The organism is Plantactinospora sp. CA-294935 (assembly GCF_050936445.1).
Classification (GTDB): domain Bacteria; phylum Actinomycetota; class Actinomycetes; order Mycobacteriales; family Micromonosporaceae; genus Plantactinospora.
Map to the genome: position 1 here is coordinate 7,315,784 of NZ_JBNJMU010000001.1, position 18,331 is coordinate 7,334,114.

An 18,331-nucleotide genomic window follows, 5' to 3' on the forward strand; every position below is an offset into this window, starting at 1 on the left:
CCGCAGGCAGCGGGTGCTCATGGAACGGCTCCCTTCGCACCGGGCGCCGGGCGCTCGGTGAGATCGTTGAGATGACGCTGGTACGCGACCACGGCCCGGGTCGCCGCCGACAGATCGCACGGGCTGGTGTAGAGCAGGTCACGGGCCCGCCGGTACCGCTCGGAAAGCTCGGGGTGCTCGATCAGGCCGAGTCGACCCGCCTTGGCCCGGTACGCGTCGAGCCGCCCCCGCAGTTCGGCACGCCGCCGCAGCAGCCCGTCCGCCGCCTCGTGCGACTCGGCCATCCGGCGGCGGGCGGCCGCCACGCCGCGTTCGAGCGCGGCCAGTTCCGTGCCGACCTGGCTCCACCGGTGCTCCCGGTGCACCTGGCCGAGCTGGGCGAACTGGGCACGCAACGCCGGAGTCGGATCGGGCGACGCGTCCGGCAGCGCCGAATTGGCGATCTTGTCCTGCGCCAGTGCGTGCGTACGGGCCGTCTCGGCGGCGGCCCTGGCGAGTTCGTCCAGTTCGGTCGCCAACCGCGCGGCCCGTCCGGAGTAGCCGTCGCGCACCTCGGTCAGCTCGGCGAGCCGACCGGTCAGGGCGGCGACCTCGATCTCGAACCGCCGCAACCGGTCCCGAAGTGCGGTCGCGGTCGATCCGGTCCCGGTCGCGCCGAGCGGGTCGGCGAGCGCAGCCAGGTACGCCTGCTCGACCGCCCGGTCGAGCCGGTCGAGTTCGTCGCGCAACGACGGCGCGGCACCGGTCACGGCCGGACCGCGGGCGTCCCCCGGATCGCCGGGTCGCTCCGACCCGCTCAGCGCGACGGCGTCCGCCCGCAACCGCCGCAGCGCGTCGGTGAGCTGCCCGAACCATCCGGCGAGCCGGGACCGCGCGGCTTCAAGCCCGGCGAGTGTGCCGGCCAGCGCGGCCGCCTCGGTCTCGATCCGGCGGGCGAGTTCGGACAACCGGATCCGTTGTGCCGGTGCGGCGGCCGGCTCGTCGAGCACCGTCCCGTCGGCGTCGAGCGCGACCAGCGGGGCACCGAGCAACTCGCCGAGTTCCCGCAACTCGAGGTCGCCGGGCCGGGACCGCCGGGCACGTACCTCGCGGGCCTGGCCCAGCAGGGCGCCGAAGGCGGCGAACTGGGACCAGAGCGCGCCGGTCCGGGCGAGCACGTCGGCGCCGACCCGGGCGGTCTCGCCGATCGGCCGGGTGTCCCGCAGCAGGGCGAGCTCGGGCCGGCCGTCCAGGGCGTACATCGCGGCCGAGGCCCGTTCGTGTACCGCGCCGAGTGCGCCGAGCAGCCGGTCGACCTCGGCACGGCCCATCGGGGACGGCGGCGGCACGGTCATCGGCGCGACCGACCGCCTCTCGTGGTGCCGGCCGGCGCCGACGGGTGACCGCCGATGCCCCGCCACTGCGCCGGAGGGTCCACGAGACACGCTAGTCCCGGTAACGCGCGACCGGTGGCGCGGGCGCCGGGCCCAGCGACGTCAACCATCGGGTGTAGAGCCGGGTCCAGGTCCCGTCGGAGCGGATCTTGGCCAGTACGCCGTTGACGAACCGGACCAGTTCCGGCGCCTCGCGGGAGATCGCCACCCCGTACGGCTCGTCGCTGAACCGCGGGCCGACGACCTCGGTGTTCGGGTCCTGCGCGGCGAGCCCGACCAGGATGCTGTCGTCGGTCGAGACCGCGACGACCTGGTTCTGCTGGAGCAGCACGAGGCAGTCCGTCCAGTTGACCACCGAGACCGGCACCGTGCCCTTCTCCGCGATGTTCCGGATCGAGGTGCTACCGGCCGCCGCGCAGACCTTCTTGCCGCGCAGGTCCTCGATGGTCTGCACCCCGGAGCCACGGTTGACCAGGACGCGCTGGCCGGCGGTGAAGTACTCCGTGGAGAAGCTGACGTCCTGCCACCGCTCGCAGTTCATCGTCATGGTCCGGACCACCATGTCGACGGTGCCGTCCTTGACCACCTTGATCCGGTCGGCCGAGCTGATCGCCCGGAACTGGATCCGGCCCGGGTCGCCGAAGAGACCCCGGGCGATCTCCCGGGCGATGTCGACGTCGAAGCCGGTGAGTTGGCCGCTCCGCGGATCGCGGAACCCGAACTGGTAGTTGTTCTGGTCGACGCCGACGATCAACCGTCCACGGTCGACGATCTCGGCCATCGCGGTGCCGGACGGCATCTGCCGGGGACGGGGCAGCGTACCCGACGGCCGCAGGCTGGCCCGGGGGTTGCACGAGCCGGACGACGCCGCCGGACCGGTCGGGACGACCGCCGGATCCTGCATGCCGACCGGCCGGGGCGGGTCGGCATGCATCTGGCTGTCGGGGAGCGTCGGTTCGTCGGTGCCGCATCCGGCGAGACCCGCCGTGGCCACCACCACGAGGATGCCGGCCAGGAACCGGCCGGCGAGATGCCGGTGTCTCATCGATACTCCACAATCCGCTGCTGCATGCCCACCGCGGCCCCGATCAGCAGAACGAGGCTCAGTCCGACGATACCGATGTCGACCCCGGTCAAGGCGCGGCCGGCGCCGACCGCCTCGCGTTCGAACCGGTCTCCGTTGTGGGTGATGGCCAGGGCGAGCGCCTCGTCGAACTGGTTGAAGATGGCGGCCGTGGTCTGCTCGCCGGCGCCCACCGTGGCGGCCACCGCCTTGGCGTACTCGCCGCTGTCGTCGAGGGTCCGCACGTTGCGGTGCGCCGCCGACCACTCCCTGCTCCGGGCGATGGCGGCCTCGACCGCCTGCCGGGTGGTGTCGTCCGGAGCGGCCGCCCGGGCCTGCGCCAGCAGTCCGCCCGAGCCGTCGGCGCCGGCGAGTCGCTCCATCACGACACCGTAGTTCTCCTCGAACGCCGCGCCGTTGCCTCGGGCGACCAGGGTCAGCGCCTCGTCGGCACGTGCCTGCAAACCGGCGATCCGGGCCTCGGCGAGCAGGTTGACCTGGGCCGAACCGGAGTCCCGACTGTCCCGCAGGTTTCCGGCCGCGACCAGCGCCGACCCGGTCAGCCAGGCCACCAGCAGTACCGTGGCACCGGTGCCGACCAGCAGCCCCACGTTGAGCAGCCGGTTGGTACGCCGGGTCAGGTGGATCTGCGTCAGCACCAGTGCCGCCAGGGTGAGCAGGGCGAGCAGCACCGCCACCCAGGGGAAGCCGGCCGCCCGGTCCCGCGCCTCGTCCAGCTCGGTCGAGGCGGTCGCGTAGAGCTCCTGGGCGGCGGGCAGCAGCTCGTCGCGCATCAGGCCGGAGGCTTCCTGCAGATAGGCGACGCCCAGCGGCAGGCCCTGCCGGTTGTAGGTGCGGGCGGTTTCCACCAGCCCGCTGTAGACCGGAAGCCGGGCCGTGATCCGGGCGACCGCCGCGGCACCCCGGCTGTCGTCCGAGACCGCGGCCGAGACGACGGTCAGCGCCGAGGCCGCGTCGGCGAGGTCACGCTGGTAGCGGTCGCGCAGCGCCGGCGGTTCGAGACCGTTGGAGAGGAAGGCACTCGCGGCGGTGGCGTCGGCGTCGGACAGCGCGCGGTAGAGGCTCTGTGCCGCCACCGCCAGCTCGCCGCTGCGGGCGGTGACGCCGCGGACCAGGTCCGCGCGCTGCCGTACGCCGACGAACGCGACCACGCCGGTGAGCAGGCCCAACACGACGACCCCGGCCAGGATCGCGGTGAACCGGCCGGGCGTACGGCGCAACGGCGTGGTGATCCGGCGCAGCATGTCCGGCGGGCGGGGTTGCGGCGGAACGGCCAACCGGCCTGGCGGGACAGCCACCGCCGACCCGTGCGAACCCACCCGAAACCTCCCCAACACCGCACCGGGAACCAGCCGACCGGACGTGGCCCAGGCGGTCAGATCTTGAACGACCGGCTTCAAGGTAACCAATCGGCTCAACCGGTGGGGGGCGGCCCGCCGGTGTCGGCGACCCTACCGGCCGCCCCCGACGACCACCTCGTGCGCGGTCCACTGTAGCCAGTCGTTCGGGTCCGGAACTCCCGCCGCGCCACTCCGGGAGACCCGGCGGCCAGGGCCACCGCCAGGACCGGTCCAGGTGCCCGCCCGGACAGCAGGGCACGGCAACGGCCCGGGCGGCGCGCCGGCCCGCCCGGACCGGGAGTCGCCCCGGGCGGGCCGCGCCGGGTGCTGCGGCGCGGCCCGCCCGGCGGTCAGCCGGTGGTCCAGACGTACGTCCCGGCGACGGTCGCCGCCGCGCCGCCGGCGTACCCGGGGACGAGGCCGCCGGCGAACAGCGCGTCGACCCGGGCCGCCTCGGCCGCGCTGGGGTACGCGTTGCGGCAGGAGACCGGGGCGCTGCTGCCGGACATCAGATCCGAACAGAGTCCGGTACGCCGATCGGGCAGCCCGAGGATGTGCCCGAGTTCGTGGGTCGCGATCCGGGTCCGGTCGTACCCCTGGTTCACGGCCTGCCAACCCATGTAGACGCGTCCGGAACCGAGCCCGGTGACGTACGCCCGCGGCCAGCCGCTGTCGACGTAGATCGTCACCGTCGCCGGCGTACCGGCGACCAGCCGCACGTTGCTGACGCTGCTGTTCCAGATCTGGGCGGCCTGGGTGAAGTTGGTGGTGAACTCCCCGGCCCGGCTCGCGTCGTAGTAGACCGTGCGCACCGGCGCGGCGGTGGCCGGCGCGGCGGCGACCTGGACCCCGACCAGCGAGGTGGCCAGGGTCAGCAGGCCGAGCGTGGCCCGGAGGAGGTGGCGTCTGAGCATGACGACTCCTTATGGGAGCGGGGAAGATGAGGACCCGACGCCCTCGATCGATGCTCATTAATTTAGGTCGCCGACCCGCCGGCCGGCGCATAGCAGTTGCCTCATACCGGGCAGCCGGGCACCGCCGGGCAGCCGGGCACCGCCGGGCAGCCGGGGAGCACCGGCACGCCGGGCACACCGCTGTGGCGACCGGGCCGGTCGTGCGACCGCGGGAAGAACCGTCGAGCGCCCGGGGCGAGCGCGGGCGTGGTCCGGCGGGCCGATCTGGTGCTGCCGACCGCTCGGGGGCGGGGGTCGGCGGGCGGGCGGCAGGGATCAGCGGCGCCGACGGATCGGAGATCGACATCGGCCGGTGGACCCGAAACGTAACCTGGCCGAAGACGCGCCGTCGCGAACGTCGACCAGGGTGATAGGGCTAACCTGGATCGAACGTCCGGCGTCGCCGGCGGGGGTGGAAGGTGGTAGCGGGATTGTGCTGGCGGAGGAGAACCACGTGACCACGCCGTCGCGGACCGGGCGCCCGGCGGTGATGACCGACGTGGCCCGGCTCGCCGGAGTGTCGCACCAGACGGTCTCCCGGGTGATCAACGGTCATCCACGGGTCCGGCCGGAGACCCGGGACCGGGTGGTCCGGGCGATGGCCGAGCTGAGCTACCGGCCGAACGCGATGGCCCGGGCCCTGGCCAGCCGCCGCTCCCGGGTGCTGGGAGTGGTGAGTTTCGACACCATCCTGTTCGGCCCGGCCTCCACACTGCTCGGCATCGAGCGCGCCGCCCGGGCCGCCGGTTACGGGGTCAGCATCGTCACGCTGGAGAAGGTCGACCGCCGGGGCGTACTCAGCGCGGTCGAGGCGTTGGACGGTCAGGGTGTGGACGGGGTCATCATCATCGCTCCGCAGATGGCGGCCGCCGCCGCGCTGCACAGCCTGCCCAAGGGCATGGCGGCGGTGGCCGTCGAGGCCGGCCAGGACAGCGGACTGCCGTCCGTCTCGGTGGACCAGGTCGCCGGGGCCCGACTCGCCGTCCGGCACCTGCTCGAACTCGGACACCGCACCGTGTGGCACGTCTCCGGCCCGAGCGACTGGCTGGAGGCGGGTGACCGGATCATCGGCTGGCGGCAGACCCTGGAGGAGGCCGGCGCCGCCGTACCGCCGATCATCTCCGGGGACTGGAGCGCCCGGTCCGGGTACGCGGCCGGTACCGCGCTGGCCGGCAACCCGGACGTCACCGCGGTCTTCGTCGCCAACGACCAGATGGCGCTCGGTCTGCTCCGCGCCCTGCACGAGCGGGGCGTCCGGGTACCGGCCGACATCAGCGTGGTGGCCTTCGACGACATCCCGGAGGCGGAGTTCATGCTGCCGCCGCTGACCACCGTCCGGCAGGACTTCGACGAGGTGGGTCGGCGCGGCATGGCGACCCTGCTGCAACTGCTCGACGCCACCGGCCGGACGGGCGGGCCGGTCCCCGTGCTGCACAGCGCCACGCCGATCGAGCCGACCCTGGTGATCCGGCAGAGCACCGCCGCGCCGCCGGCCGGCCGGAGTTGACCGGGCGAGCCCGACCGGGTCGGAGGGCAGCGCACCGACACCGGCTGCGCTGACCGTGCCTGGCGGCCCGACCGGGCGGGCGGTCGCCCCGGCCGGGCCGCCGACATCGGGGGTTACGCCGCCCGGGTCCGCGCCCCGGTCGCGGCAGCGCCGTGGCAGGGGCAGCCGACAGCCGCGACCGCGCCACCCGGCGCCTCCTCGGACATCGCGGCGGCTGCCTCCTCGACCCCGCGCAGCAGACCGTCCAGCGCCGCCCGGTCGAGGTAGCGGCCCCGCACCACCACCCCGTCGATCCGCCGGGTGTTGCCGATCTCGGTGAGCGGATTCGCATCCAGCACCACCAGGTCGGCGGCGGCGCGCCGGGCGATCCGGCCGGTGCGGGCGCCGAGGAAGCTCGCCGGTTCGGCGGTCGCGGCGTGCAGCGCGGCCATCGGGCTCAGTCCGGCCTCGACCAGGAAGCGCAGCTCGTCGTGGACCGAGAAGCCCGGGAACAATCCGCAGGTGCCGACGTCGGTGCCGACCATCAGCGGTACTCCGGCCCGGTGCAGCTCGCCGACCATCCGGAGCCGGTGCGTGAACATCGCCGCCCACTCCGCGTCCTCCGCCGGAGAGCGGTCCTTGAGGTACAACTCGTCGAGGGCGTACTGCTGGCCGGCGAGCATCGGCGCGGGCAGGTAGCGGACGCGCGGGTCGGCGTACAGGTCGAGGGTGCGCGCGTTGTCCAGGCCGTGGTGCATGGCGAGGGTCAGCACCTGGCGGGTACGACGGCCAGCCAGCCGCTCGAACACCCGGCGTGCCTTGGCCGGGCTGTACGTGTGCGCGGCGAGCCATTCCACCGGGTGGATCGCGGCGAACCAGCCGCTGTAGTCGCCGGTCTCCAGCCGGATCCGTCCGATCTGGGCCCGGAGCTGCTCCTCCGCACTCGACGTGTCGATGGCGGCCCAGAACACGTGCTCGACGCTCGCCTGCCCCAGCGTGGCCGCCTCGGTGATGGGCAGTTCGTCCGGACAGTGGCCGGCGAACTCGACACCGAGCCGACGGCACTCGGCGGCGATCGCCCGGTACGCCGGCGGCGACAGCCGGGAGTAGACCTTCACGAAATCTGCCCCCTCCGCCACCACCTGGCGGACCGCCTGCCGGGCCTGCTCGGCGTCGGCCACCGAGAGCACGCTGAGCATCATCGGGTCCCAGATCGTCGGCGCACCGTCGATGATCCGGCTGCCGATCGTGTAGCGCGGGCCGAGCAGGGTGCCCGCCTCGATCCTGCGCCGCCAGTCGTGCACGGCAGCGGTGCCGGACATCTCCCGTACCGTGGTCACCCCGTTGGCCACGCAGAGCGCCGGATCGATCTGTTCGGCGTACCCGTGGGTGTGCATGTCGGCCAGGCCGGGGATCAGGAACCTGCCGCGCAGGTCGACCACGACGGCGCCGTGCGGCACCCGGACCTGGCCGGTCCGGCCGACCTCGGTGATGCTGTCGCCGCGTACCAGCACGGTCGTGTCAGGTCGGACCCGCCCGGACGCCGGGTCGATCACGGTGGCGGCGGTGAACGCGATCCCCGCGTCCGGTGCGGTGGATCCGGAGTGGCCGGACTCCCGGCCCGGGCCTGCGGTCGCCGTGCCGGCGGCCAGCGAGGTACCGGCGGTGGCACCGACGGCGAGACCGGCGACGAGCACGTTCCGGCGGGAAAGCTTCGTTGTCATACCTGGAATCGTCGCGCCGACGGGCCCGGCCGGTCACACGTCCTGCCACCCGGAGCGGGGTGGTCCCAGCTCTACCTCCGCCCGCGACCGACCGCTGTCGGCGGGAGCGGGTCCAGGGCCGCCACGGCGGTCGCGAGGCCACCCGTTCCGTCAACCCCGGTTGACAGGCGCTGCTCCGCCACGACCGCCTGCCCGGCCCGGTGTCGACGGCACTGAGCCGGGCCGGCGTCACGTACCGGGACACCCGGCGGCGGGTGGAACTCGCCCGGCACCCGCCGGCACCGAAGGATGTACCGGCGGATAACCGCTCGCCCCGCCGCCGCCGCGATGCGAAGATCACGCGGGTGTCGACATCCCGCGGTGAGCTGCTGCGCTGGCAGTTCGACCTGACCTGGTCGCTGTTCGAGTACCACCTGGAGCGGCTGGAGCCCGCCCACCTGCTGTGGCAGCCGGCCGCACATTTTTGGACGGTACGTCCGGACGGCGCCGGCCGATGGCTGCCGGACTGGTCGGACACCGAGCCGGATCCGGTCCCGGTTCCCACCGTCGGCTGGCTCAGTTGGCACATCGGCTGGTGGTGGCGCGTCACCGTCGACCACGCACGGGGACGGACCCCGCCGGACCGTACCGAGGTCGACTGGCCCGGCGACGCCGCCTCGACGGTCGCCTGGTTACGCGCCCTCCGCGCCGAATGGCTGTCGGTGCTCGACGGACTCAGCGAGGCGGACCTGGACGAGACAGCCCCGTTCCCGTGGCAGGGCGACCCGGCGCACACCGTCGCGCACATGGTCGCCTGGGTCAACGCGGAGCTGATGAAGAACGTCGCCGAGCTCGGCCAGCTCCGGCTGCTGCACGATGCGCGGGCGGCGGCCTGACCCGCTCCGCCGAGCACGGACGGTGGCGGCCGCCCGTGCTCCGGGCGGGACCGGTCACGTCGTGGCAGGAGCCACCGGATAGCGGAGGATCGTCCTCAGCTTCGCCGCGGCCGTTCGGGTCGGGTCCGACAGGTAGATCTCGTGGTGCTGCCCCGAGATCCGGTATCCGGACCTGTCGAGAAAGGCCACCAGCCGGTCGCGCGTCGCCCGCTCCTCGCGGTACGGCCCGACGTGCAGTAGCTGCGCGCTCGGTCCCTCCGCCATCCGGCGCAGCTCGACCCGGTCCACCGGCACGCCGGGCTTCTTCCGGGCGGTCGCCGCCACCACCCCGGCGACCAGTTCGGCACCCGCCTGCGGCGGCTGAAGGATCATCATCGTCCAGTTCCAGGTCGACCGGTCCTGGCGGGTCAGGTCCTGCTCCTCAGACCCCCACCACAGCCCCTCCAGCGGCGCGACGGAGTAGTCCAGCACGCCGGCCCGGCGCAGCCCGAACCGCAGCCCGTACGCGACCGCGTACAGCGCCCGCACCGCCTCCTGGTACGCGGGCCCGTCCGGATCGCCGACGCCGTCGATCGTCAGGTACGGCAACTCCGGTACGTCCACCAGCGCCGGGGCGGGGACGGCCGCGTACAGGTGGGAATAGGTCTTCTTGAGGTCCGTCCTCGGCGTGGTCGTCATCTCAGCTCAGCTCCTCGTCATCGATCGGCACGACCACCCGGGTCACCAGGTGGGCCGGCTCGGTCGTACCCGGGTCGGCCAGGTACGCCTCCCGCACCTGGCCGCACGGGCGCAGCCCGCGTTCGTGGATCCAGGCGAAGACCGCCTGGTACGTCAACGTCAGGTGTTCGTACGGGCCGACGTGCACCGCCGCCACGACCGGACCCGCCGGCAGGTGTGCGACGGCGATCCCCGGTACGGCCTCGGCGGGCTCGTCGCTCTGCACGCCGACGGCGATCCGGAGCTGGCTGCCCAGGTCGACCGGGAACAGGCCCCAGACCGGCGGCGTCCAGTCCAGGCCCGACACCCCGGCCATCAGCGTTCCGATCCCGCTGCCGACCGTCGGGCCGATCTCCTCCGGTGCGCAGACCGCGTGCTGGACCAGCAGCCGGCGGGCGGGCTCCTGCGCCAGGATCACCTCGTGCCGGAGCAGTCCGTCGGCGAGCAGGCCGCCGGTGAGCAGCCGGTCCAGGAGCTGCCAGCTCCGCTGCTGTGCGGCGATCCGCTCGGCCGTCCGGGTTCGCTCGGTGCGTAGCACCGCGGCCCGTGCCTCGTCGTCGCCGGTGAGTACCCGGGTGATCGCCGCGAGCGGGACGTCGAGGCTGCGGAGCAGGGCGATCACCATCGCGTCGCGCACCTGGTCGCGCCGGTAGTAGCGGTAGCCGGTGGCCGGGTCGACGCTCGCCGGCCGCAGCAGGCCCAGTTCGTCGTAGTGGCGCAACTGCTTGACGCTGAGTCGGCACAGCCGGGCGAACGCGCCGATCGGCAGGAGTTCCCTGGTCACCGCCTCATCCTGGACCCTCCCTCGGTGGGAGGGTCCAGCCGCCGGGCGGCAGGCTCGATCGAGTTTTCGTTACCCACGCTCGACCCGGGTGGGTGGCTCCGCGCCCCCCGGTGACGTCGCCCGGTCGGATCAGCGGTCGGTCAGGCGCTGGAAGAGGATATGGTCCTGCCACTCCCCCGCGATCTCGACGTGCGCCCTGGCGACGCCGATCCGGTCGAACCCGTTGCGCCCGAGCACCCGCTGTGACCCGGTGTTGTGCAGCAGCGTTCCGGCCATCACCTGGTGCAGGTCCAGTTCGCCGAAGGCGATGTCGAGGATCAGACCCACCGCCCGGGTCGCGACTCCGCGTCCGTTGACGGACTTCGCCACCCAGTAGCCGAGGTTCGCGGACTGTGCCGGCCCGCGCAGGATCGAGGACAGCGTGATCGTGCCGCAGATCTGCCCGTCGTACTCGATCACGCAGCCGTAGCCGGCGCCGCTCTCCCGCTCCGCCGTCGCCTGTTCGAGCCGGGCGCGCTGACCGGCGGGGGTGAAGTAGCTCTCCGGCCGGACGGGTTCCCAGGGCGCCAGGAAACTGCGGTTGGCCAGGTACGCCTCGGCCAGCGCCACCGCGTCCTCGACACCGGCGGGTCGAATTCGGATCATGGGCCGATTCTTGCAGTCGACCCTTCGGCGATCCGCCCCCGCGGAGTCAGCCGGACACGACCCGCAGGCCGTGCGGCCGGCGGCGGTGCAGCCGGTCGAGTGCGCCGCCGGTCGCCGCGTCGGCGGGCAGGTAGACCACCAGCCGCTGGTCGTCCTCGGCGGCGAGGTCGAGCATCTCGTACGCCAGGCGCAGCTCGCCCACCTCCGGATGCACCCACCGGACGATGCCGCTCGACCTCGGCAGCCCGGGCACCGTCCCGGTCCGGCGGGTGAACGCCTCCCCAGCGGCCAGGGTCAGCTCGTCGGCGAGACCCGCGACGTGCGGGTCCGCCCGGAACGGGCCCTGCTTGAGCATCGCCACCTGCTCGTCGGCGACATGGTCCCAGTCCGGGTACGCGGCGCGGGCCCGTTCGTCGGCAAAGACGTAGCGGGCGAAGTTCGGCACCGCACCGTCCAGCAGGCCGACCGGCCCTGCCAGCCGCTCGAAACCGGCGGTCCGACCGACGATCTCGTTCAGCCGGTTGAGCAGCATCGCCGGGGTCGGCTCCAGGCGTTCGAGCAGTGCCCGCACGGTGGGGCGGACGTCACGCCCGGGAACGGCGTCGCCCATGCAGCTGAAGCCGCCGCCGGACGCCTTGCTCAGCCGGAAGAGGTGGACCCGCTCGCTCGGGGTCAGCCGCAGCGCCTCGCCGAGGGCGGAGAGGACCTGCGGCGACGGGTGCCGGTCCCGGCCCTGTTCGAGCCGGGTGAGGTATTCCACGCTGACTCCGGCGAGCATCGCGACCTCGGCCCGGCGCAGTCCCGAGGTGCGTCGCCGGGGACCGGCCGGCAGCCCCACCTCGGCGGGAGTGATCGCCGTACGGCGGGACCGGAGGAACAACCCCAGCTCGTTGTCGCTCACTCGTCGAACCTAACAGCCGTACGGCGCCCGGACGGTGTCCCTGTCCCTACCACCATCGGCCCGGCCTTCCTGCCCCTCGTCGCGGCCCGCAGAGTCGGCGACGCGGAGATGCGACCGCGACCCAACTCCTCGGAAGGTGTGCTGTGGCTCCCACTGTGGCTGTGCTCGGCGGCGGATACGGCGGAATCAGCGTGGCGAAGGCGCTCGACGACGTCGCCGACGTCGTACTGGTCGAACCCCGGGACACGTTCGTGCACAACGTCGCCGCGTTGCGCGCGGCCGTCGATCCGGACTGGACGGAAAAGATCTTCATCCCGTACGACGGTCTGCTCAGCCGTGGTCGGGTGCTCCGCGACCGCGCGGTCCGGGTACACCCGAACGCGGTCGAGCTCGGCTCCGGCGGGCGACTCACGGCCGACTACCTCGTGCTGGCCACCGGTTCGCGGTCGCCGTACCCGGCGAAGCTCGACGTCGAGGAGGCCGCCGGCGCCGCCGCCAAGCTCCGGGGGACGCGTGCGGCGCTGGCCCGCGCGGGCCGGGTCCTGCTGCTCGGCGCCGGGCCGGTGGGGCTGGAGTTCGCCGGCGAAATCAAGGCGGTCTGGCCGGACAAGCGGGTCACCGTCGTCGACCCGGCCGCCGACCTGGTGTCCGGCCGGTTTCCGGAGGCGTTCCGCGCGGAACTGCGGGCCCAGCTCGACGGGTCGGGCGTGGAACTGCTGCTCGGCACGTCCCTGCGCGAGCTGCCGGAGACCCGTCCCGGTCAGCCCGGCGGCTTCACCGTGAGGGCCCGGTCGGGGGTCGGCATCAGCGCCGACATCTGGTTCCCCTGCTACGGCGGGACCGTCGACAGCGACTACCTCGGCCCGGAGCTGCGCCCGGCCCGGCACGCCGACGGCCGGGTCGCCGTCACCGCGGAGTTGCGGCTGCCCGGCCAGGAGGCAGTGTTCGCCGTCGGCGACGTCACGGCGGTGCCGGAGATGAAGCAGGCCCGGGCCGCGCAGCAGCACGCCGAGGTGGTCGCCGCGAACATCCGGACGCTGATCCGGGGCGGCGGCACCCTGGCCACATATCAGGCGGCGGCGGACGCCATCGTCCTTCCGGTCGGTCCGAGGGGCGGGGTCACCTACGACCCCGAGGTGGGCCTGCTCGGCGCCGGCCCCAGCGCGGAGCTGAAGGGCGGGCTCTTCCTCGACATGTACCTCGAACTGCTCGGCGCCGTCGCCGCGCGTTGACCGACGCCGCCGGAGCACCGTCGGCCAGCCCCCGGGACCGGACCGGAAGGGCTCGACCGGTGCTCGCCGGTGACGTCGATCCGGTGCTGCCGACGGGAGATCGGGAGGCGGTTCAGGCTCGGCCCGGCAGGCGGAAACCTCACGTCGCGATGCAACCTCGCGGGTGGGCATGCGCGTATAACCCGCATGCATTTTCGCGGAGGACCGGGTGAGTGACGGCCATGGCTTCGACGACTTCTACCGGGGCACCCGGCAACGCCTGGTCGGATTCGTGTACGTCATGACCGGCGACCTCGCCGAGGCGCAGGATGTCGTGCACGAGGCATTCGTCCGGGCCTGGCAGCGCTGGTCGACCGTGGGTCGGTACGAGGACCCGGAGTCGTGGGTACGTGTGGTCGCCACCCGGCTCGCCATCAGCCGGTGGCGTGGCCTGCGCAGCCGGATCCGGGCACACGTCCGACACGGTCCGCCCGCCCCGGTGGCCGCACCGTCCACCGAGACCCTGGAGATCGTCGAGGCGCTGCGACGGCTACCGGAGGCGCAGCGTCGGGCGCTCGCCCTGCACTACCTGTTCGGCCTGAGCGTGGCGGAGACGGCGCGGGAGACCGGCGTACCGGTCGGAACCGTCAAGGCGCGGCTGTCCCGGGGCCGCGCGACGCTGGCGAAGCTACTGACCGACGAGCCGGAAGGTGCGGTGTCATGACCGACAGGCTGGACGAGCTGGCGGGCCGACTGGACCGGGAACTGTCCACACTGTACTGGGCGGAGGCGGCCCGGATCCGACGGCGCGGTACGCGTCGGCGGATTCGTGCCGTGGCGGGCGCGACGCTCGCCGTTGTGATGCTGCTCGGGAGTGCCTGGACGCTGCTGCCGCCGCCGGTCGAACCGCGCACCGAGTTCCAGGGCGACGACATCCCGATCGAGGCGATGCTGCAACCCTCCGACGTCGGGCCGGACTTCGAGATCGACAACGCGCACACCTATCTGGCCGGGGAGTATCCGACCTGGCAGTTCGCCCAGGACGACCTGTGCCCCCGGTACGCCTCGCTGAACATCGACGCCTACCGGACGTACCTGTTCATGCGCGGCCAGATCGTGGCCAGGAAGGGCGACGACGAGGGGCACACGTACGTCTTCACCGAGGCCCGACGGTTTCCCGGCGAGGTCGCCCGGCAGGTGATGACCGACGTGACCCGGACGGTCTCGGCCTGTGCGGTCTACCGCACCACGACCGAGTACTCCTCGCCGACCCGCCCGGCCGAGGCGGAGCGTTCCGCCTCCGTGATCGACCGGAACTTCGCCGGTGAGGAGTCGCTGATGGTCCGGACCCAGATCGACCATCGGGAGACCGCCACCGGAGAGGTGTTCGACCGGCAGGTGGTGCTCGCCGCAGTCGTCCGGGTGGCCGACCTGGTCGCCGTCACGAGCTTCTACGTCGAGGATCCGCAGCGCCTGCGGGAGTTGGCGAAACACACCGCCAGCCGGCTCTGCGTGGCCACCACGGCCTGCTGACGGACGGGGTGCTTCCAACCTGACGGTCGCACAGACCAGTGCGCCGGCCGCGCTGATCGCCGCGCGTTGCCACTGCCGGTGGTGCTCGCCCACCTCGGTTAACCTGACGAAGTGTTGAAGGCCCGCAGGGTGAGCGCGTGGCGCAGCCGATACGAGATCAGTGTCCGGGACCGGGCCGTGACGACCTGGGATAACGCCTTCTGGCGCAACGGCGGCGACTTCGAGTTGGAGGGCCGGCGCTACGAGGTGCGCGGGAACGCCTGGGGAAACCGCTACACCCTGCTCGACGCGGCGGGCGGTGCGGTCGCCTCGGCGGACCGGGTCGGCCGCAAGCGGTGGACGGTCGAGGCCGACGGGCAGACGTACCACTTCCAGCGCGCCTCGCTGTTCAGCAGCGAGCAGGAACTGCACGCCGCCGGTCGCCGGGTCGGCTCGGTGCGGCAAACGAGCTTCTGGCGCGGTGACGTCGCCGCCGACCTGCCGGGCCTGCCGCTGCCGGTGCAGGTCTTCGTCGTCGGCATCGTGATCACGATGTGGAACCAGCAGGCGGCCGGCTCCGCCTGAGCTCAGGCGTACTCACCAGCGAGACGCACGCAAATTCGAGGTCGATCTGACGGAGGGCGTGCGCGTGGCTGCAGCCCTGCTGGCCAAAGGGTGCCGGTGCCGACGCGGCTGCCGACGGCGACATCAGGATCGACATCCACCCCAGCAGCCGCGACGGCGCCGGCCGGGCGCTACGACCGGAACGCCGGCGGGTCAGGACGGCCACCCCGGACTTCGGGCGTCGAAGCCGGGGATACCCCCACGTATTCGATCATCCGGGCGCGCTTATCGCCTCCGCTCGGCGTCTTTCCCTTGTCATGCACGGTGGTCACCTATGACCGGGTCGAAAAGCGTCGTTGACGTCCATCGGTGCTCCGCCGCCGCGGTTGCCGCCGCCGGGCAGGTAGATGCTGTCGCCCACGGCGACCGCCGCGCCGCCGTGCCGGGGAATCGGCATGGGCGCCAGCCGTTGCCAGCGGTCACGGCGGGCGTCGTACGCCTCCGTTTGCGGGAAGACGGTGTTGACGCCGTCGACGACGTTGCCTTCTCCGCCGAAGGTGTAGATGGTGGTCCCGATCACGGCGGTGGCGATGCCGCCTCGGGCGGTGGGCATCGAGGCCCGAGCGTTCCAGCTACCGCCGCGTAGGTCGAGGGCGAACACGGTGTCACGGACGTTGACCTGCCCGCGGTCGCGTCCGCCGACGACGAACAGGGTGGTGCCGACGACGGCACCGCCGGCGTGGTCGCGGGCCTCCGGCAGGTCAGGCAGCCGTGCCCAGCGGCGGGTGACGACGTCGTAGGAGTTCACCGTCGCCACGGTGTCCTGCAACCCGCCTGGGCCGGGAGTCAGTGTCCGCATCCCGGCGGCAAGGTAGATCTTGCTGCCGGAGACGCCGATGGCCGCGCTGCCCCGCAGGACATCGGCCGGCATCGGCGGCAGCGAACTCCATCGGTTCGTCGCCGGGTCGAACACGAAACTGTTCCCGAGCGCTTCCCAGGACGCGCCACCGGACAGCCCACCGAGGACGTACAACTTGCCACCCACGACTGCCGCGTTCGGATGGTTCATCGCCACCGGCAGCGGCGCGGACCGCCGCCAGCGGTCCCGGCGCGTGTCGTAAACCTCGACGTCGGTGACGGTGACGAGACCACCCGCCCCATCCGGCTTGATCCCACCGACCACGTACACGTCCGCACCGATCGCTACGACGCTGTGCTCCTGGCGCGGCCCGCCCGCGAGGGGCGCCAGAGCACGCCAGCCCCGCCCGTAGACCGGCGTGACGGTCGGTCCGACCGTAGGCGCCGCGGCAGCCAGGTGTGCCGCATGACCGCCCTCGACGGCTGCTTGCCGCGCGGGTGCCGCATCCTCCGAACCGGCCCGAGCCACGCCGGCCAGGACCGCGAGAGAGAGCGCAACGCTGGCGCCCACAGCGACATGAACCTGTCTCTTGATCATCAATTCCTCCATTGTGAAATCGACAATTCGTGTTCCGCCGTTCGGCGATGCGTTCGGTGGCGCGACCCGGCGACGAGTCGGCGACCTCAAAGGGGTGTCCGCGCTGGACGCGCAGGCGCATCGGACGCTCTGCCTGCGGACCGCGCTTGTGAGGCAGGCTGGTGGTCAGGGGCTGGCGTACCCGGGCAGCAGTTCCGCGCGGCCGCCGCGGTGGTGGAACTCGGCGGACGCGGCCGCGTCGGCTCGCACCGCGACCGCTGTGCCGCCTGCCTTCCGCGCCTGCGCGACGGACTTGGCCGCCTCGTCACCGACAGCCACGCGGACGTCGTCAGGCATGAGCTTCTCCCGGTTGACTGAGCAACCACTCATTCTTGTGGCTCAGGTCGTTGATGTCGCGGTCGAGGGCCTCATAGTCGAAGTGTCCACGCCGGTTGCCGGCACGGCCAATGCATTGTTCGTATTGAACGTATGCGCGGGACGCATCGTCGCCGACGATCAGGTCGGTTGGCACGCCTCCGTCCGGCGCGCCGACGTAGTCGGACGGCTTGTTCCGGTGGGCGGAGCGGTGACGCACGGTGTCGCCGTCGCCGATGCGGTCCTGGTGCGAGAAGGCGCATATCTATAATGCCTCGGATGCGGGTCACGCATATTGATAGGGTTGACCTCAACCTGCTCCCCGCGCTCATCGCCTTGCTCGAGGAGAGGCACATCTCCCGCGCCGCGCTACGCGCCGGCCTGAGCCAGCCGGCGATGAGCCGGGCTCTCCAACGCCTGCGGCGGACCCTCGACGACGACCTTCTCGTTCGCACGACGAACGGCTACCAGATCACCCCTCGTGGCGAACGGATCCTCGAACGCTTGTCGACCGCGATCCCGCAACTGGAGGACATCTTCGCCGGTGAGGACTTCGACCCCTCCACGACCGCCCAGCTGATCAAGCTCGCGGCCTCCGACTACGCTCAGGCGGTGCTCGGGCCGGGCCTCGCCCGCAAGATCGCGGCCGGCTCGCCCGGATCCACGTTGCAGTTCCACGCGTGGCACCGCGACATCCTCACCGAGGTGGAGCACGGCGCGGTCGATCTCGCCTTTCTGGGCACCCAGGCGCCGGACCAGCTACGCAGCGAACGACTATTCACCGACCGCTTCGTCTGCATGCTCTCCGCCGCCCATCCCCTCGCCGATCGGGAAGGCCTCGACTTGGAGGAATACCTTGCCTCCCGGCACCTGATCATCGACCTGGTCAACGGCCGGCAACCGGCGATAGACCGCGTCCTCGCCGCACACGGCACCCCCCGCCGGGCCGGGATGACCCTGCCCGTCCACGCCGCCGGCCCGCTCGTGCTCCCCGGCACGGACCTCATCCTGACGATGCCAAGCCGGCTCGTCGGCATCTACGCCGAGACCAGCGCGATCAGGATCCTCGACGCGCCGCCCGAGATCGACACCATGCTGTATTACATGACCTGGCACCCGCGCCTCGACTTCGACCCGGTGCACCGCTGGCTGCGCACAACCATCCGGGAGGTGGTAACCGAACTCGCCGACACCGGGGGAGTTCACCACCGTGACGGTGGCTGATCGAGTACTCGAAGCAGATCATCGGGGTTCTCCAACCCGGCGGCGGTGGCAAGAATTGCCGACCACCACCCCTGCATCGGCCAACACTGAACCTCTTTCAACCTCCCCTTGCGGTCCGTCGGAGCGCG

At 72.5% G+C, this 18,331-nt stretch carries 19 protein-coding genes; 8 read left to right on the top strand and 11 right to left on the bottom strand.

Annotated features, from left to right (window positions below; translation table 11 throughout):
* Positions 1-17 precede the first annotated feature (17 nt).
* The 4 genes from ACQEVC_RS32070 to ACQEVC_RS32085 form a co-directional block, all read right to left on the bottom strand.
* Positions 18-1,334, bottom strand: coding sequence for a hypothetical protein (locus tag ACQEVC_RS32070; protein ID WP_432885066.1), 1,317 nt, complete (start codon positions 1,332-1,334; stop codon positions 18-20).
* Between the two features lie 91 nt (positions 1,335-1,425).
* The gene (locus ACQEVC_RS32075; RefSeq protein WP_432885069.1) at positions 1,426-2,418 is read right to left on the bottom strand and encodes a glutamate ABC transporter substrate-binding protein; all 993 of its coding nucleotides are present in this window, start codon (positions 2,416-2,418) and stop codon (positions 1,426-1,428) included.
* Entirely contained in the window at positions 2,415-3,776 is a 1,362-nt protein-coding gene (locus ACQEVC_RS32080; RefSeq protein WP_432885072.1) for a hypothetical protein, read from the bottom strand. Before ACQEVC_RS32080 ends, ACQEVC_RS32075 begins: the two co-directional genes overlap by 4 nt.
* Before the next feature lie 371 nt (positions 3,777-4,147).
* On the bottom strand, positions 4,148-4,711 hold the full coding sequence (locus ACQEVC_RS32085; RefSeq protein ID WP_432885075.1) for a snapalysin family zinc-dependent metalloprotease: 564 nt from the start codon (positions 4,709-4,711) through the stop codon (positions 4,148-4,150).
* Positions 4,712-5,240: 529 nt separating this feature from the next.
* Here ACQEVC_RS32085 and ACQEVC_RS32090 point away from each other — a divergent pair.
* Positions 5,241-6,257: a LacI family DNA-binding transcriptional regulator gene (locus ACQEVC_RS32090; RefSeq protein ID WP_432891818.1), complete on the top strand. Its 1,017-nt coding sequence runs from the start codon at positions 5,241-5,243 to the stop codon at positions 6,255-6,257.
* 113 nt (positions 6,258-6,370) lie between these two features.
* On the opposite strand, the gene ACQEVC_RS32095 is transcribed toward ACQEVC_RS32090, so the two are convergent.
* Positions 6,371-7,960: an amidohydrolase family protein gene (locus tag ACQEVC_RS32095; protein ID WP_432885078.1), complete on the bottom strand. Its 1,590-nt coding sequence runs from the start codon at positions 7,958-7,960 to the stop codon at positions 6,371-6,373.
* 344 nt (positions 7,961-8,304) lie between these two features.
* Here ACQEVC_RS32095 and ACQEVC_RS32100 point away from each other — a divergent pair, with 344 nt between their 5' ends.
* Positions 8,305-8,835 (top strand): DinB family protein, encoded by a 531-nt coding sequence (locus tag ACQEVC_RS32100; RefSeq protein WP_432885081.1) that lies wholly within the window; start codon positions 8,305-8,307, stop codon positions 8,833-8,835.
* A gap of 54 nt (positions 8,836-8,889) precedes the next feature.
* On the opposite strand, the gene ACQEVC_RS32105 is transcribed toward ACQEVC_RS32100, so the two are convergent.
* The 4 genes from ACQEVC_RS32105 to ACQEVC_RS32120 all read right to left on the bottom strand — a co-directional run bounded on the left by ACQEVC_RS32105 (position 8,890) and on the right by ACQEVC_RS32120 (position 11,882).
* On the bottom strand, positions 8,890-9,513 hold the full coding sequence (locus ACQEVC_RS32105; protein ID WP_432885084.1) for a GyrI-like domain-containing protein: 624 nt from the start codon (positions 9,511-9,513) through the stop codon (positions 8,890-8,892).
* Position 9,514: 1 nt separating this feature from the next.
* The gene (locus tag ACQEVC_RS32110; protein WP_432885087.1) at positions 9,515-10,336 is read right to left on the bottom strand and encodes a MerR family transcriptional regulator; all 822 of its coding nucleotides are present in this window, start codon (positions 10,334-10,336) and stop codon (positions 9,515-9,517) included.
* A gap of 129 nt (positions 10,337-10,465) precedes the next feature.
* Positions 10,466-10,981 carry a GNAT family N-acetyltransferase gene (locus ACQEVC_RS32115; RefSeq protein ID WP_432885090.1) on the bottom strand — a complete coding sequence of 172 codons (516 nt, stop codon included), beginning with the start codon at positions 10,979-10,981 and terminating at the stop codon, positions 10,466-10,468.
* A 46-nt stretch (positions 10,982-11,027) separates the two neighbouring features.
* Entirely contained in the window at positions 11,028-11,882 is an 855-nt protein-coding gene (locus tag ACQEVC_RS32120) for a helix-turn-helix transcriptional regulator (protein WP_432885093.1), read from the bottom strand.
* Between the two features lie 143 nt (positions 11,883-12,025).
* Here ACQEVC_RS32120 and ACQEVC_RS32125 point away from each other — a divergent pair, with 143 nt between their 5' ends.
* From ACQEVC_RS32125 to ACQEVC_RS32140, 4 genes are all read left to right on the top strand, one after another.
* Positions 12,026-13,114, top strand: a complete 1,089-nt coding sequence (locus ACQEVC_RS32125) for an NAD(P)/FAD-dependent oxidoreductase (protein ID WP_432885095.1) — start codon at positions 12,026-12,028, stop codon at positions 13,112-13,114.
* 208 nt (positions 13,115-13,322) lie between these two features.
* On the top strand, positions 13,323-13,817 hold the full coding sequence (locus tag ACQEVC_RS32130; protein ID WP_432885097.1) for a SigE family RNA polymerase sigma factor: 495 nt from the start codon (positions 13,323-13,325) through the stop codon (positions 13,815-13,817).
* Entirely contained in the window at positions 13,814-14,626 is an 813-nt protein-coding gene (locus tag ACQEVC_RS32135; protein ID WP_432885100.1) for a hypothetical protein, read from the top strand. The genes ACQEVC_RS32130 and ACQEVC_RS32135 overlap by 4 nt, the downstream gene beginning before the upstream one ends.
* A 177-nt stretch (positions 14,627-14,803) precedes the next feature.
* Entirely contained in the window at positions 14,804-15,190 is a 387-nt protein-coding gene (locus tag ACQEVC_RS32140) for a hypothetical protein (protein ID WP_432885102.1), read from the top strand.
* A gap of 307 nt (positions 15,191-15,497) precedes the next feature.
* On the opposite strand, the gene ACQEVC_RS32145 is transcribed toward ACQEVC_RS32140, so the two are convergent.
* Positions 15,498-16,625 carry a Kelch repeat-containing protein gene (locus tag ACQEVC_RS32145; RefSeq protein ID WP_432885105.1) on the bottom strand — a complete coding sequence of 376 codons (1,128 nt, stop codon included), beginning with the start codon at positions 16,623-16,625 and terminating at the stop codon, positions 15,498-15,500.
* 165 nt (positions 16,626-16,790) lie between these two features.
* Positions 16,791-16,961, bottom strand: coding sequence for a hypothetical protein (locus tag ACQEVC_RS32150; protein ID WP_432885108.1), 171 nt, complete (start codon positions 16,959-16,961; stop codon positions 16,791-16,793).
* Here ACQEVC_RS32150 and ACQEVC_RS32155 point away from each other — a divergent pair.
* Both ACQEVC_RS32155 and ACQEVC_RS32160 read left to right on the top strand, forming a co-directional pair.
* A complete protein-coding gene (locus ACQEVC_RS32155; protein ID WP_432885109.1) occupies positions 16,960-17,250 on the top strand; it encodes a hypothetical protein in 291 nt (96 codons plus the stop codon). The genes ACQEVC_RS32150 and ACQEVC_RS32155 overlap by 2 nt on opposite strands.
* An 8-nt stretch (positions 17,251-17,258) precedes the next feature.
* Positions 17,259-18,203 carry a LysR family transcriptional regulator gene (locus ACQEVC_RS32160; RefSeq protein WP_432885111.1) on the top strand — a complete coding sequence of 315 codons (945 nt, stop codon included), beginning with the start codon at positions 17,259-17,261 and terminating at the stop codon, positions 18,201-18,203.
* The last annotated feature ends 128 nt before the right edge of the window (positions 18,204-18,331 follow it).

Bases quoted from the DNA above. Each gene is read 5' to 3' on its own strand.
- ACQEVC_RS32135 (WP_432885100.1), top strand. From the start codon at position 13,814: ATGACCGACAGGCTGGACGAGCTGGCGGGCCGACTGGACCGGGAACTG.
- ACQEVC_RS32070 (WP_432885066.1), bottom strand. From the start codon at position 1,334: ATGACCGTGCCGCCGCCGTCCCCGATGGGCCGTGCCGAGGTCGACCGG.
- ACQEVC_RS32075 (WP_432885069.1), bottom strand. From the start codon at position 2,418: ATGAGACACCGGCATCTCGCCGGCCGGTTCCTGGCCGGCATCCTCGTG.
- ACQEVC_RS32105 (WP_432885084.1), bottom strand. From the start codon at position 9,513: ATGACGACCACGCCGAGGACGGACCTCAAGAAGACCTATTCCCACCTG.
- ACQEVC_RS32150 (WP_432885108.1), bottom strand. From the start codon at position 16,961: ATGCCTGACGACGTCCGCGTGGCTGTCGGTGACGAGGCGGCCAAGTCC.
- ACQEVC_RS32160 (WP_432885111.1), top strand. From the start codon at position 17,259: ATGCGGGTCACGCATATTGATAGGGTTGACCTCAACCTGCTCCCCGCG.
- ACQEVC_RS32115 (WP_432885090.1), bottom strand. From the start codon at position 10,981: ATGATCCGAATTCGACCCGCCGGTGTCGAGGACGCGGTGGCGCTGGCC.
- ACQEVC_RS32085 (WP_432885075.1), bottom strand. From the start codon at position 4,711: ATGCTCAGACGCCACCTCCTCCGGGCCACGCTCGGCCTGCTGACCCTG.
- ACQEVC_RS32145 (WP_432885105.1), bottom strand. From the start codon at position 16,625: ATGATCAAGAGACAGGTTCATGTCGCTGTGGGCGCCAGCGTTGCGCTC.
- ACQEVC_RS32090 (WP_432891818.1), top strand. From the start codon at position 5,241: ATGACCGACGTGGCCCGGCTCGCCGGAGTGTCGCACCAGACGGTCTCC.
- ACQEVC_RS32095 (WP_432885078.1), bottom strand. From the start codon at position 7,960: ATGACAACGAAGCTTTCCCGCCGGAACGTGCTCGTCGCCGGTCTCGCC.
- ACQEVC_RS32155 (WP_432885109.1), top strand. From the start codon at position 16,960: ATGAGCTTCTCCCGGTTGACTGAGCAACCACTCATTCTTGTGGCTCAG.